This window comes from Capnocytophaga sp. oral taxon 380 str. F0488 (assembly GCF_000318255.2).
GTDB lineage: Bacteria > Bacteroidota > Bacteroidia > Flavobacteriales > Flavobacteriaceae > Capnocytophaga > Capnocytophaga ochracea.
Map to the genome: position 1 here is coordinate 69,599 of NZ_KB291174.1, position 15,395 is coordinate 84,993.

Here is a 15,395-nt window from a genome sequence, read left to right on the forward strand (position 1 = left end):
TCTCCCAAGGAGAGGGGGAATGTGGAGACGGAAAGAGGAATTGGCAAATTAGAAAATTTGGAAATTAGTAAATTTGTTGGAAGAGTTTAGAGGGTGTGTGGTAGAAAAAGAGGATTAGAAAATTAGGAAATTAGTTGGAGAGACTCTGAGAGGCTTCTCCAACTATTAGCTATATTGGGTGCTTATATCTTCATATTTAAAAAGTTGGGAATTACGGTATCGGCGGCTTTAAGAACTTCGGGATTGCCGACTCCTATTACTTTCATTCCGGCACTTTTGGCGGCTTGTACGCCTGCGGGAGCGTCTTCGAATACGCAACAATCAGCAGGGGGAAGCCCTAAACCTTCGGCGGCTTTGAGGAATACTTCGGGGTCGGGTTTGGCTTTGCTTACCATTGTGCCATCGACAATAGCATCGAATAGGGGGAGAATGCCGGTGCGTTCCAACACTAAACGCGCATTACGGCTTGCGGAGCCCAAGGCTATCTTTTTGTGATGGGCTTTGAGGAGCTGTAAGAAGTTTAACACACCAGGGAGTAATTCGGAGCTATCGATACTACTGATTTGCTCTAAGTACAATTTGTTTTTGCGCAAGGCGGTATCGGTAAAGTCGGTTTCGGAGAGTGTTTTGCCTGCCCATTGTAGGATTTGGTGCAAGGAGACTTCGCGCCCGATGCCTTTCAGCTGTTCGTTATGCTGAGGAGTGAGCTCGAAATTGAATTCTTTGGCAATGGTTTTCCAGGCGATATAGTGGTATTTTGCGGTGTCGACAAGCACACCATCTAAGTCGAAAATATATCCTTTCATTTTTTTAGTTACTTGTTACGTCGGTCTTCACCCCAGAGTAGTTTATAGCGCAGGGTGTTTATAAAGCTGTCTCCGTCGAGGCGTATCATTTTCACGACAAAGGGAGCTTTACGGACTATAATGGAGTGTTTGTTAGCAATGGGCTTGATATGTGAGTCGAGCGACATTAAAAACTTCTTTTCTCTGCCTGACACAGTGAGTTTCACTTCGGTATCTTCGGGGATTACCAGTGGGCGCGCATTGAGGTTGTGAGGGGCGATGGGGGTAATCACAAAGTTTTTGGCGGTAGGGAGTATTACAGGTCCGCCACAGCTAAGAGAGTAGCCAGTGGAGCCTGTGGGGGTGGAGATGATGAGCCCGTCAGCCCAATAGGAGGAGAGGAAATCGCCGTTGAGTTCAGTATCGATAGTAATCATAGAGGCGGTATCCTTACGAGTAAAGGTTATTTCGTTCAGAGCGAAGTTCACAGGGGCTACGGGTTCGCCTGTATCGGCATAAACGGCTTCGATAACGGAGCGTTCTACTACTTTGTAATTTCGTTCGCGGAGTTGTGTTAGTACGTTTTTCAGGTCGTCTTTATGTGCATTTGCCAAGAAGCCCAAGCGTCCTGCATTGATACCGAGAATGGGGATTTGCAGGTTTCGTACATAAGTAACCCCTTTGAGCAATGTGCCGTCGCCACCAATAGTGAGCATTACATCGTAAGAGGAGTTGAGGTCTTCGAAGGAAGCAAAAGATTTTGCTTTGAGGAATTGCTCGGAGCGATCGTTGAGGTCGCTGAGGATTTCGCGTTCTATAAACACCTTATCGGAGGGCAATAGAAGGGTAAAAAGCTCATTGAGAATGGCTTCGTTTTCCTCGGAGTACTGACGTATGTAAATAGCAATCTTCATTTTAAGCAGAAAACTAAGAATTTTTGGCAAAGATAGGGATAATTAGTGAATTAGCAAATACGAGAATTAGCGAATGAGAACGAGCAAGTTGTATAGGTAGGTAGAAGTTGTATAAAGAAATAATGAATAATGGTGAGGTAAAAGAAAAGAGCAAGATAGCGGAGGTTGTGATATGCGAATGCTATACTTTATCGGATGTCAATAAAAGAATGATAAATCTTTTACCACTTCTTTATTATTATTCTAAATAATATTTGTATCTTTGTCCCCAAAATTTTAAATCAATTCGTTTTAACAAACACATTTAATACATTTTATCGTATGAAAAATTATATCCAACATTCAGTAAAAGTGATGATAGCTATAGCGTTCATCGCTTTGGGCAGTGCTTGCAAGAAAAGCGATAGCCCAGAACCTCCAAAACCAGAAAATGGCAAAGTAACTATTGAAAACCCTGCTTTGGTAACTGCCTTAAAAGAACAAGGCTTTACTTTTGAAGGCAATACCCTTGTAGTAAACGACAAGGTGCGTACCACTACTTCACTCAACCTCAGTGGCAAACAGCTCACCGATGTAAAAGGCTTGGAGGCGTTCCCTGCACTTAGTGAGGTAAACCTCAGCAACAACAAGTTTGCACAAACATTCGATTTTGGTACATTGCCTGCAACGGTAAAGAGCGTAAACCTAAGCGGTAATGAGCTGTACGACTTTAAAAACCTCGCTACTACCGACTATAGCGACAATGCCCAAGAGCCTTATAAACTCATTCGCAGTTTTGATAAGCTGGTATTGCCTGCAACCGCTAAGTACAATATGGACGTATTGCCTGCCTACGTAAAACTTGCTCCTAAGAGTAATGTACAGATGCTCAACGCACAGGGTACTGCTGAGAAATATACTACCTTGCGCGAGGTGCCTGACCCTGTGTTGTTGCAATATTTGAAAGCTAATTTTGCAAGTGTGTTTAGTGGTGATAAGATTGATATTAGCAAGAGTATAAAAGTAGATGAAAGAGCTAATGCTGTAAAAATATTAAAAGGTGAAGAAGGTTATAATGAGCCTGAATTTGCTAACCTTAAAAACTTAGAGGGGGTTGAGTATATTATAAATAGTCCTTTGTTTAGTGGAAGTGTAGAAGTATGGTTATTAGCCAATGAGAATTTCAACCTACCTAAGCTAAAAATATCAAAGAAAACAGCAAGTGTAAAACTTATTAATTTGACCACTTCTGTACTTGATTTATCAGAGGCAGAAAATTTATCCCAAATAGTTTCTATTGGTAATAAGGAAGTGAAAGACATAGATGTTTCTTCTACAAAAATAATGAAAAGAGGTACTATAGGGTATGACGGTTTTGCAGGTGATTATTTATTTTTTTCCAAATGTCCTAACTTAGAGAATATAGTATTCCCTAATCTTTCTAAAGGAGTTGTTACTCCTACTGTAGTTGGTCTTTTCGGGCTTTTAGAGCTTCCTAAACTAAAATCAGCTGTAGATATAAGTAAAATAGAAGCTGCGGGAATCATAGAATTAGCAGGACTTCCACTCGTTCCCAAAATCACTTATCCTAACGAAATTAAATACTTTTCATATGAAGAATTAGATGGAGAGGAACCCGAATTCCCAGGACAGTTAAATTTTGATATAGGCAGAGATATATTTGATAGAGCTGAGACCAAAGCGTTTATCAATAAATACCTTCCTAAAGAACGCTTGTACTTTTTTGGAGGAATAGGAGAATTTTCAAAAGATATAGAGTTTTATGACTATACTGCTACAGAAAATAAAAGTGGTAGGAATATTATCCGTAAAACAAAAGGGTATACTTTAAAAGATTTAGCGGAATCTAATAGAGCTAAAAGAAAAAAGTAGTAACTAAATCAATTTTATATGTATCATTTTTTTAAATCGGTAGCTTTTGTAGCTATCACAGGAATGGCATTAGTAGGATGCCAAAAAGAAGAGTTGAACATTGCTGATAATCCAGCCAATGGAGGGAACTCACAAAAAGCTAATACAGTGGCAGTGGTTAGCGAACGTGCCTCTGTTACATCTAACTTTACTGTAGATGGTGTAGTGGGAAATTACAAAGGAGAAATTAACCAAGTAAAAATGAATGGAGAAAACAAAGCCTCTGTTTCTGATAGAACGGTAAAAATCACCAAAAACAGTAATAATAAATTTAACTTAACTGTCGATGGTTTTAGTGTAGGAAAAATGCCTGCCAACTTATACATTAATGTTGAAGGTATTACCCTAAATAGTGATGGAACTTTTTCAGGGCGTTTTAACAAAGGAGTATCATTACTTCTTACAAATTATCCTGCCATCATCAATGGTAAATTCTTTAAGAGTGGTAATGATACCAAAATAGAGTTTACTTTGCAAAGTTACGGAAGATACTTGATTTTCAAAAAATTCACAGCTTCTGTACACTTTGACACTTACTAAAAAGTAGTAACTTTAAGCCTAAGGAGAAGCGCTAACTTTCTCCTTAGGCATTTATTATCGAATTGATAGGATTGGGGGTAAATCAAAAAAAATCTTACCTTTGCAGGAGCTAAATAATTATTAATAACGTTATGGAAACTTCCTTTCTAAAAACCAAAGGAGGATATAGGCACTTGCGTTGCTACCAAGTAACGGAAGTTATTTACGATATTACTTTCTTCTTTACCAAGCATTTTCTAGAAAAAGGAGACCGTACTATTGACCAAATGGTGCAAGCTGCACGCTCTGGAAAACAAAATATTGCCGAAGGGAGTGAAGCAGCAAGTACTTCTTATGAAACACAAATTAAACTCACGAATGTTGCAAAAGCCAGTTTGGAGGAGCTCCTAATAGACTATGAAGATTACTTGCGCGTGCGCAATATTCCACAGTGGAATGCAGGACACCCTCGCTTTAACAAGATGCGAGCTTTTGCTCGTAGTGAACAAATATTCTCACAATACTGTTCACTACTTGATAAGTGTGGTGATGAAGAAATAGCAAACTTGTGTATTACTCTTATTCATCAGGCTACTTATATGCTCCGCCGATTGCTCGAAAAACAACAAGAAATATTCTTGAAAAAAGGAGGCATTAGGGAGCAAATGAGGAATGCAAGGCTAAGCTATAGAGCGGGAAGTTAAATCATAAATTATCGGATTAATCTGATAAGTCAGACAAATCGGATTGATCAGAAAAAATAACCTTACTATGAAAAAAATACTTTTATTATTTATAGGGCTTGCTATTTTGGCTTGCAAAAAAGAAGAACAAAATAAGCCTATTGAAAATACCGACCCTAAACTACAAACGGCTATCAATATCCTAAAAGGCGATATGGTATTAGGACAACACGTAAAAATGGCGGGTACGGACAGATCATTATTACCTTCGGGCGTACCTACCAAATTTACTTTTACTTGGGACGATGCCAGCAAACGCCTCAAAATGCACCTCGAAAAAATACAACCAGGCACTATGCCTTTTGCCGTAACAATGCACGCCTCCTTGGAGGCAATGGAACTCAGCTATTGGGACAAACAGGAATACGTAGGCAATTGGATAAAATTCTACGATAAAGCTGCCGTAACTACCCCTTATATACCTGACAATTACCAAGGTCCCACTATCACTAAAGAAGGGAGTACCATTGTTACGGGCTTCTTCAACGTAGATACACACGAGGTGTATTTCTTAATCCAGTACAATATGGTGAACGTAGTGGGCACGGTGTTTAAACAAAAAATTGACCGCTCTCGCTTAGCTCACTTTCAAGAAGAACTCGATGCCTACGAAGAGGCATTGGCTGAAACAAAATTAGACACAGGGACTAAATTCTACAATGATAACAACCAGAAAGCTATTACGCTTTTGGGTGCTACTCAAACTATTACGGCTAAGCTCACCTACGAGGGTAAAACTACAGAGGTAGCCTTGCCTATCACCTTTGTGTGGGACGGTAAAGAGCCTAACAATGTAACAGGGCGTATGCAACTATCGCTTGCCAAAACGGCAGTGAGTGGAGTGAACTTGCAATTGGGTTTCAGTGGCAAAGCGCGTTTTATAGATGTGCTTACTAAAAGTGAAGAAGCTATCTACGGACAAGGCAATACCGATAAAACCAAACTCAAAGCAGTGGAAGTAACCACTACCCTTTGGGATGCTACGGGTACACAAACGCTTAAAACTTCTGCTAAAGGCGAAGTGCGAATGATTGTGAATGTAGAGAAAAAAATAACCTCCTTCTCTTACCTTAACAAAGAATTGGGGCTTACTATTTATGCCAAAGAAGTAGCTATAAGACCTTAAGTTAATGAGAATCACCATATCCATTTTACTATTTCTATTAGGAGGAATCCTCTCAGCCCAACAGGTGCGTATGCGGGTGCTCGACAAGAGTACCCGCTTGCCTATAGTTGCTGCTGTGGTGAGTTATACCGAGCCTGCTTATAGTGACAAACTACAACACAGTATTGCCGATGACAATGGCATTGCCCTCCTGAAAAGGCGCAAGGGGGGTGTGTTGCATTACACGGTGCAGTCGCTGGGCTACACACTGCTAAAAGGTACGCTAAACGCAGAAAACGAGTTCACGGTATACCTCAATGAGGAAACTACCCAATTGGCGGGCACTACGCTCACAGGTAGAACGACGGGTGCTACCGTGCGCCCCACCAAAGAAACACCTACGGTGGTGCAGGTCATCACGGGGCAGGAGTTAGTGAAAGCGGGTTATAGCAATATTCAGCAGGCGCTGATGCAGGAAACCCCTGGGATGAATATCCAGAAGGTGGGTTTCGGCAACGAGATAAGTATGCAGGGCTTGGATGCGCGCCATATCCTCTTCTTGATGGACGGCGAGCGTATGACGGGTGAAATGGCGGGCAACCTCGATTACGAGCGCTTCAACCTGCACGCTGTGGAACGTATTGAGGTGATGAAAGGGGCGTCGTCTACCCTCTACGGTTCGAGGGCAGCAGGAGCAGTCATCAACATTATCACCAAGAAAACAGATAAGCCTTTTGCTATTACGGTAGGTTCGCGACACGCCGAGATGAATGAGCGCAATTACCACAACCCTGAGCGGCGCGATTTTCTCTATATGTTTGAAAAGAATGCCGATAAGCCCAACCTGCAATCCTGGGTATCGGCAGGGGCTAAGATAGGGAAGTTCACTACCCAAACGGATGTGTGGTTCAGCAGTCAGGATGCGTATTACCTTTACCAAAAAGAACCCGATCGCAAGGTGTATACCAAAGAAGCCAATCCGTTTCTCAGTAAAGATACTGTAGTGCAAGCCACCTTTTTGCGTCCGCCAATGGGTATTGAGGGGGTTGAGCACCTATCGGCTTCACAAAAACTCTATTACGACAGCAAAAACTTAAGTGTACAGCTATATGGCACGGGCTTTTTGATGAACTCGTATGATATGGTGCAAGACCTCTATTTCTCGCAAACCAAAGACTTCACCGGAGGGCTAAAACTCTCCTACCGCCTCAAAAACTATTTCGCACTACACGGCACTTTCCATACCGACTTTTACGAGCGCTACAAACGTCACGAACGCCGTGATGTAGATAAAAAGGTGTATGACTCTAAGATTATGCAACCGCGCCTCACGCTCACCTCGCAATACTTCAAAAAGCACGACCTCATTTTGGGGATTGACTATTTTCAAGACGACCTCACCAGCGACCGCTTTGCAGCCAATCGTATGCTCACACGAGGGTTGAAGGAATGGGAGTTCTTCTTTCAGGACACCTATACCATAAGCCCTAAGTGGCAAGTGGAAGCCGGATTGCGCACCAATTACAGTTTGCAATTTGGTACGATGGCACTGCCGAAAGTAGCCATAAAATTCTCGCCTACCGAAGCCCTTTCGTACCGCTTGAATTACGCCAAAGGCTATCGTTCGCCTTCTATTAAAGAGTTGTTTTTTAATTGGGATCACTTGGGAATGTTTCAAATTATAGGCAATGAGATGTTACAACCTGAGAAAAACCATTACTTTTCGGTAGGAGCTGAATATGCGGTGCCTAAATTCTTTATTTCGGGAAATGCCTTTATCAATCAGTTTCAGGATAAGATAGAGGGGGTGTGGAAAATCTACGAGTTTCAGTATAACTTCGAGTATATGAACCTCAGCCAGCAACGGCTCTTAGGCTTTGACCTGCTCACCCGCTGGAAGATAGTGCCCGCCCTTACGCTCAACGCTTCCTATTCGTATGTAGATGTAAGTAAAACAGAAGGCTTGCGCATCAACACTACCTCGCCTCACGCCGCTACTGCAGGGCTTGAATACAAATGGTATCGCGACAACTACGACCTATCGGCAAACCTGACGATGAGTATGATGGGTAAGAAAACCTTTGATGTGCAAGATCGCATCACGGTGCAGGAAGAAGTACCTTTATACGGTGGTGGTACGCAACGGCGCCCTGTGAGCAAAGAGGCGTATTTCCGTTGTGAATTGCCTGCTTACGCACTCTTCAACTTAAATGTACAACAGCGCTTTTTGAAACATTACAAGCTGAACGTCGGGGCAAATAATATTTTCGATTATAAACCTTCAACCTTGGGCTCTGGCGTAACGATGTTCAACATTCCAGCTACTGCAGGGCGTAGGTTTTTTGTACAGGTAGAGATCGATTTTTAAATTAGCAAATATGAAAAGAATCTTATATAGTATACTGATAGCTTTGTTGAGTACGGCTTGTGTGAAATATGAGGCTCTGCCTTTTACAGGCAAAGTGCTACCACGTCGTTCGGGGTACATCAATAATGTCACCAACGATTGGATATACTATAACCTCCGTACAGGTGAGATATTCAATGCCTACCAAGTGAATGCCGATATTATAGAAGGCAATCAGAAAAATAGATTAGATTGGGATTTAGCATTCTGTGGTAATAAACTTCGCACCAATAGCGGCACCAGTGGCAACGGACACGGAGGAGTTGCCGATATGGGCTTTCAGGGGTATGACCGCTGGACGAGTGTTTCGCAACTGCCTCACGACCTGCAATGGGTAGTAGATACCGACAACGTATCTATCACTATGTCACAACGCGAGTGGATAAGCTATACCGTAGCCCATAATATCACAGGTATCCCTTGGTTTGACCCCAATAAAGGCCCCCAACAAACCAAAACCAATGCTAATCCGTTACTCAATAAGGCGTTGGTATTCTCAGGGCCGCCTCCCTCTTATACTCCCTCGTTTCACACTTATATCATCCGCACTGCCGATGGGTTGCGCTATTTTAAGTTACAAATAGTGAGTTGGTATGACGAGAGTATTGAAATAGGCGACACAGGGGGGCGTATTAGTTTTTATTGCGATGAGTTGAAGTAAGTTTGTTTGTGTAGTATTTCAAGAGAAAGTAGTACATTTGCACTCGTGATTCGTTATACTAAAATAAATTAAATGGATTTTGAACGTATCAAAGAAAAGCTAGCTATCCTTGCTGATGCTGCCAAATACGATGTGTCTTGCTCGAGTAGTGGGAGTGCTCGTAAGGCGGTGAAAGGTGAATTGGGCAACGTTGCGAACTTCGGTATCTGCCACTCGTTTACTGAGGACGGCAGGTGTATTTCTTTGCTCAAAATCTTACTTACGAACCACTGTATCTACGATTGTATTTATTGTGTGTCGCGACGCAGTAACGATATACAGCGCGCTGCTTTTAGTGTGCAGGAAGTGGTAGACCTTACTATTAATTTCTACCGACGGAATTACATCGAGGGGCTGTTCTTGAGTTCGGGAGTGTTCAAAGACCCTAATACTACGATGGAACGATTGGTGCGTGTGGCTAAGAAGTTGCGGACAGAAGAGCGCTTTAACGGTTATATTCACCTAAAAACAATACCTGGGGCAAGCGAAGAACTGATTCACGAAGCAGGACTTTATGCCGACCGTCTGTCCGTTAATCTTGAAATACCTACCAAAGAGGGGTTGAAACTGCTTGCGCCAGAGAAAGACCACCGGCAGATGCTTACCCCGATGCAACAGGTGAAAAACGAGTTGGCAATGCATTCGCTTGAAAAGAAGAAGTTTAAGCATATGCCTAAGTTTGCGCCTGCCGGACAGACCACCCAAATGATTATAGGCGCGACTGACGAAACCGACCATAAGATTATAAAGGTTGCCAGCTATATGTATGACAAGCTTGAAATGAAGCGGGTGTATTATTCGGGTTATGTGCCGGTATTGCAGGACAGTAGGTTACCGTCTATCCACAGCCAAGTGCCCATAGTGAGAGAAAACCGCCTATACCAAGCCGATTGGCTGATGCGTTACTACGGCTTTGCTCCTGATGAGATTTTAGATGATCGGCAACCGTTCCTCGATTTGGAGATAGACCCTAAATTAGCGTGGGCATTGCGTCACCCTCATCTTTTCCCCGTAGATGTGAACACGGCTCCGCGTGAAATGCTCTTGCGCGTTCCAGGGGTGGGAGTACGGTCGGTACAGAAGATACTTGCGGCGCGTACTTTTCAGAAGCTCACGTATTACTCGCTCAAACAGATAGGGGTAACCTTAAACAGAGCAAAATACTTCATTACTTGTAGCGGGGCTACGCCGTTGGCAGGCACTATGGAGCCCGCCAAACTTCGCCATTTGCTTATCGCTAATAGCCACAACAAGCATAAGGAGCTTTTCGGTGAGCAGTTGTCGTTATTTTGATTAATAATTCTGTGTAAGCGATGGGTTCTTCTCCATTACGTCCTTAGGAAAGGGAACGATGTACATAGGCGAATTGGGAGGCAGGGTATAGGTGCGTTGCGGTACAGTGGTATTCACCAGAGGGAAGGTGCGTTGCAAGGTTTTGGCATAAGCACTCTCGGTGTTCAATCGTTTTAAATCGAAAAAGCGATTAAAGCCCATAGCGAGCTCTCTACGGCGCTCGTCGATGATGAGCTTTACGGTCTCCTCAGTAGTAGCAGGGGTAGCGAGGGTCGCACCATTGCCTTTTATGCGTTTGCTACGGAGGATATTTACGGTTTGCATCGCCCCACTGAGGTTGCCCAAGCGCGCTTTGCACTCGGCTAAAGTAAGGTACATCTCACCTGTTTTCATTCCTACGGTAGGGTAGAAGAACTTAGTGGCGAGCATATCCCAGTTGGCAGTACCCGAACCTTTATCGTTATAACGGTGGTTCTTATTGAAGAAGAGCTTGAAGCGCATATCGTTTTCGGTATCAAAAAGGTTGCAAAACTCAGGACTCACGGGGTAGATGTACCAAATGTTCATCTCGGTATATCCGTTCATATAGGCTAAGTTGAGCACTTCGGGGTTTTTATCTACCGTGATAGGGGTAGGACTTGCCTCATAAGCTACCATATCTATCAGTTGGTTGTTGTACGACAGACTCTTTTGGGCTGCCACTAATGCCTGCTGATATTCTCTTCTGAATAGGTGCACTCTGGCTTTCAAGGCATAGCCAAAAGCTAATGAGGGGTGATATACATTCACAGGGTGTTCTTGCAAAAGAGGCAACGCCGCCTCGATATCTTCTTGAATAAAATCGTACACTTCTTTTACGGTAGCTTTGGTAGGGTGAGCTTCTAAGTCGAATTCACGCATTAGGCACACACCACCATCGGTAGCTGCTGTGGTAGGGTCGTAGCCTTTGGCATAGACGTTTACCAGCATAAAATAATCAAAAGCTCTTAGCAAGCGCGCTTCGGCTTTGGCACGTGCTTTTAGTGAGGCATCACCTTTGGCATTATCAACAGTAGTGATAATCATATTCCACCTACCTATATAGCTGTATACATTGTTATAAAAGGGTGACGACTCGATGTAATCGGCACGTGGGGCACTTTCTTCGTAATAGAAATTGATGCTGTTCAGGTCGGGTGTCTTACCGATGATACTACTCTCCTTCACCCAATTGTCGTCTACCAGAGTGCGGAAGTTAAAAGGAGGGTAGTTTTTAGTGGGGAGTACTACCAAATCGTAGTATTCCTCGGCGGTGTTGATAATCTTTTCACCTTTGGGCGTGAGGTCGGTGTATTTGTCACAAGCACTGAAAAACAGGGCTATGAATATGATGGTTGCAATTCTTTTCATTGTAAAATAATAGTAATTGATTAACAATATATTGTTACTTTTATGGATTGCCCCCTTTCTTTCGGAAAGGGGGAACGGGGGTTAGGCTTTTATATTACTTTCACTTTGTCAAAATCTAAGAACTTTTACAAAGTTTGTGATTTATGGCTAAAAACTAAATGATATACCGAAAAACGCAGCTGTTGCTACGGGTAGAGCGCGTCTTCCAGAGTTGAGGTGATAGGTTTCGGGGTCTATATCGTCGCCAGCAGCACACCAAGTGAGTAGGTTGTTGAGCTGAGCGGTGATTTTAGCTTCTTGTAAGCGCAATTTCTCGCAAATGTTTTTAGGAATATAACACGAAAATAACACATTGCGCCATTTGATATAATCGGCGTTTACCACGTGATTGTCGCCGAGTTGCCAAAGAATATTCACCGTATTAGCAGTGCGTCTCAAAGTCGCTGGATAGTCGAACGACATACGGGGCATATCGGTGGGTTTCGCAGCTGTCCAACGTTGGGTAATATCCCGATGGGTTTCGTTTTCTTGATTGATGGAATAAGTGTCTTTGCGAAGTTTATGTCCACCCGCATATATAAACATCGTACCGAGCTCAAAAGCCTTATAGCGCAGTTGCAAGCTAAGAGCTCCGTTAAAGGTGGGGTTCATCGTTCCTAATCTTACGAGGGCATCTTCGCTTATGATATCTTTAATAGTGGGCACACCATTGGCGTCGAAAGTCGTATTAGGGTTGCCGTTTTCGTCTAAATAAATAGGGTAGCCATTGGTGGTTTCCTTGTACCGATAGGCATAAAGCGAGTTAAAGTCGTCTCCTTGTTTGTAATAACGCAAGGGGTTACGAGCGTATTCTACGGCATTAGTAGGCTTGCTACTCACTTTCTCAATGGTATTTTTGTTGTAGGCAAAAGTAGTTCTTACAGTAAGTTGCAAATCATTGGCTAACTCACGTGTAGCATTCAAACTCACTTCTATTCCTTTGTTTAGTAAAGCTCCGTTATTGATGAGTCGTCTTTGAGCACCTACGGTAGGGTCGAGTTCGGTCAGTACCAACAGGTCGGAACTGTAACGACGATAAAGGTCGATACTTCCTGAGAGCCAATACCACATACCGAAGTCAATACCTAAATTGGTGGTTTCAGTCTTTTCCCAACGTAATTTAGGGTTAGGTAAATCGGTATCGTTGAACTGTAAATACTGTTGGCTAGGGTAAGCGCCTCGCACATCGGTAAGCAAACGTCCGCGTAAGAAAGGGGTAGTAGTTTGGTCTACATTACCACTGACACCATAGGTAAGGCGCAGTTTTAGCAAGTTTACCACATTACCATAGAAGAAATCTTCGCGATGCAAATTCCAGCTACCGCCTACTGACCATAGCGGACGGTATTTGTACTTGGGGTCTGCCCCAAACATATCAGCTTGGTCTACGCGCACACTCCCTGTGAGGTTGTATTTCTGATGGTATGAATAGCCCAACGTGCTATAAAAAGAGATAAAGCGGTGTTTGGTTTCGCTTTGCTGATTACGGCTCAGCGATAGCGACTGTCTGCCGTAGAGATAGCTAGTAACACCAGGATTGTAGAGGTCTTTCCAGTTCAGGGTAGGAAAGGAGAGCGTTTGCTCGTCGTAACCATATTGCATTTCCTTAGTATTGCGCGGGGTGTAGTGCTGACGCATCTCGAAGCCCAATAGCACTGTCACATTGTGTGCCTCCGCAAAAGTGCGATTGAAATCCAACTGCTGACGGAAGGTATAATGCTGTGTCTGCCCTTTCTCCTGTTCGTAATAACCGCCTTCGGGCAGTTCAGAAGAGAATTTTTGAGTAGTAGCGTCTTGTTTTACCAATTGGTTGTGGCGCAAACGCATATAATAAGTGTCTTTGCCAAAGAAAGTTTCACTGTTATGAGTGTTTAACTCATATTGAAAATAGCTTTGGTATTGCAAGCCTTTGATAATAGATACTTGCAGATTTGCAAACGGACGCAAACTGAGGTTGTACTGTTTTTGATGTTCTTGCGCTATCGATTCCAATAAATTGAAGCTATACGAGCGGAAAGCATCATTGCCCGCAATTTGTTCTAAAATATGTCCGTTTATGGGAGCTACTAAATTAAAACCCGCATACGGATTCGTTCCCAATAGCCGAGTGTAACGCGGTTGCTTTAAGTAATCGGTATACAAATTCCGCACTTGTTCAGCCACGGCATCAACAGCGGTATATCTGCCATTCACCCCTATGGTACTTTTTAGCCAAGGTGTGAGCTGGTAAGTGTTTTTTAAATAAAGGTTCAGAGCGCGCGTCTTTTCGGTAACGATACGCTCATCGGTGTCTTCATATTGCAACGAAGCGTAATTCTGACTGCGGTTATTACCATTTTCTACGCTTATATTGTAGCGTTTGCTGATGATAGGTTGCCACACATAACGCTTGAAGTCCCGAAGGTAATCGCGGTTGCGCCACTCGTTAAGCGTACTGTTCACCTCTTGCTGGCTGAGTTTTCCTTTGGCTTGGTCGCGGTATAGCTGGAAGAGAGGCGAGTAATACCTCACTGTTTGCCTGCCCCCAATTTCTCCGTAGGAAGCAAAAAGGTCATCTACATTGCCATTGCTATCAGCCAATTTGCTTTGGTAGAAAGCCGTTTCGAGGTCAATAAGGTCAGATGTCGAAGCGTAGCGCATACGGCTCATATTAGGTTTGAAAGTATAAAACAGGTCGGTATGCACGTTGATACGCAAACCATTCTGCAAGCCCTTTTTGGTGACAATCACAATCACCCCATTAGCAGCGCGCACCCCGTAGATAGCCGTCGCAGCAGCGTCTTTCAGTACCGTTACCGACTCGATATCTTTGGGGTTGATATCCTCTAATGGCGTATCGGTAGGGATATCGTCAATCACCACCAAAGGCGAATAGCCCACATTGCCCGAAAAAGTACCTACCCCGCGCAGTATAGGTACCTCTTTCCCTGTAAAAGGGTCTTTTGTAAAGCGCACACCTGCTATTTGTCCCTCAATAGCTTCTTGTACGGTTCTATTAAGCTGACGGTTGAGCTGGTCTGTCCTTATTTTGGTATAAGCCGAAGTAGTTTGCTCTTTGTGAAGATTTTGGTAGCCCGTAGCTACTACATCGGTAGAACTTAAAGTGATAATCTCCGGTTCCAAATGTACTTTTAAGAAGGGTTGTTCAGCCGAAACGGTAAATTCACGAGATTTCATACCTAAGTACGAAATCCTTATCACTTCTCCTGCTTTTGCAGAAATTCGAAATTCCCCTTTGATATCGGTAAGGGTTCCCATAGATAACAGTATGTTGTCGTTTTTAACTACTACTGCTGCACCTTCCAAGGGGTGGTTTGTCACATCGGTTACTTTGCCCGATACACTAATCATTTGGGCGAAAGCGCCCACAAAACAGCAGAGGAAGAACCCCCACGCTATTACATATTTTTTCATAAACAGTCTTATTGGTAAACAATACCTCTTATATACATTTTATATACATTAATAAAGTCATCTCTCTCGTCCCACTCCTCCCATAAGTCCGACAGGTCAAAAAACTATCTTTCAATCGCTTTTCCACCACCACACACCCACTAAACTCCTCTCACAAATTTGCTAATTTCCAAATT

Annotated in this window: 11 protein-coding genes; 7 read left to right on the forward strand and 4 right to left on the reverse strand. The window is 43.1% G+C overall.

Annotated features, from left to right (window positions below; translation table 11 throughout):
• Positions 1 to 182: 182 nt before the first annotated feature.
• Positions 183 to 806 carry a beta-phosphoglucomutase gene (gene pgmB / locus HMPREF9078_RS01545; protein WP_009418959.1) on the reverse strand — a complete coding sequence of 208 codons (624 nt, stop codon included), beginning with the start codon at positions 804 to 806 and terminating at the stop codon, positions 183 to 185.
• A gap of 8 nt (positions 807 to 814) precedes the next feature.
• On the reverse strand, positions 815 to 1,699 hold the full coding sequence (locus HMPREF9078_RS01550; protein WP_002674060.1) for an NAD kinase: 885 nt from the start codon (positions 1,697 to 1,699) through the stop codon (positions 815 to 817).
• Positions 1,700 to 2,020: 321 nt separating this feature from the next.
• Here HMPREF9078_RS01550 and HMPREF9078_RS01555 point away from each other — a divergent pair, with 321 nt between their 5' ends.
• The 7 genes from HMPREF9078_RS01555 (at position 2,021) to HMPREF9078_RS01585 (ending at position 10,377) form a co-directional block, all read left to right on the forward strand.
• Positions 2,021 to 3,571, forward strand: coding sequence for a leucine-rich repeat domain-containing protein (locus HMPREF9078_RS01555; protein ID WP_009418961.1), 1,551 nt, complete (start codon positions 2,021 to 2,023; stop codon positions 3,569 to 3,571).
• Positions 3,572 to 3,589: 18 nt separating this feature from the next.
• Complete coding sequence (locus tag HMPREF9078_RS01560; protein WP_009418962.1) at positions 3,590 to 4,150, forward strand: calycin-like domain-containing protein; 561 nt, start codon at positions 3,590 to 3,592, stop codon at positions 4,148 to 4,150.
• Positions 4,151 to 4,281: 131 nt separating this feature from the next.
• Complete coding sequence (locus tag HMPREF9078_RS01565) at positions 4,282 to 4,833, forward strand: four helix bundle suffix domain-containing protein (RefSeq protein WP_009418963.1); 552 nt, start codon at positions 4,282 to 4,284, stop codon at positions 4,831 to 4,833.
• Between the two features lie 67 nt (positions 4,834 to 4,900).
• Entirely contained in the window at positions 4,901 to 5,998 is a 1,098-nt protein-coding gene (locus HMPREF9078_RS01570) for a DUF4903 family protein (protein ID WP_009418964.1), read from the forward strand.
• A 4-nt stretch (positions 5,999 to 6,002) separates the two neighbouring features.
• Positions 6,003 to 8,345 (forward strand): TonB-dependent siderophore receptor, encoded by a 2,343-nt coding sequence (locus HMPREF9078_RS01575; RefSeq protein WP_009418965.1) that lies wholly within the window; start codon positions 6,003 to 6,005, stop codon positions 8,343 to 8,345.
• Positions 8,346 to 8,355: 10 nt separating this feature from the next.
• The gene (locus HMPREF9078_RS01580; protein ID WP_002674066.1) at positions 8,356 to 9,045 is read left to right on the forward strand and encodes an HmuY family protein; all 690 of its coding nucleotides are present in this window, start codon (positions 8,356 to 8,358) and stop codon (positions 9,043 to 9,045) included.
• Between the two features lie 72 nt (positions 9,046 to 9,117).
• Positions 9,118 to 10,377, forward strand: coding sequence for a putative DNA modification/repair radical SAM protein (locus HMPREF9078_RS01585; protein ID WP_009418966.1), 1,260 nt, complete (start codon positions 9,118 to 9,120; stop codon positions 10,375 to 10,377).
• On the opposite strand, the gene HMPREF9078_RS01590 is transcribed toward HMPREF9078_RS01585, so the two are convergent.
• Together HMPREF9078_RS01590 and HMPREF9078_RS01595 are read right to left on the reverse strand one after the other, a co-directional pair.
• Entirely contained in the window at positions 10,378 to 11,766 is a 1,389-nt protein-coding gene (locus HMPREF9078_RS01590) for a RagB/SusD family nutrient uptake outer membrane protein (protein WP_009418967.1), read from the reverse strand.
• A gap of 147 nt (positions 11,767 to 11,913) precedes the next feature.
• Complete coding sequence (locus HMPREF9078_RS01595) at positions 11,914 to 15,219, reverse strand: SusC/RagA family TonB-linked outer membrane protein (protein ID WP_009418969.1); 3,306 nt, start codon at positions 15,217 to 15,219, stop codon at positions 11,914 to 11,916.
• Between the last annotated feature and the right edge of the window lie 176 nt (positions 15,220 to 15,395).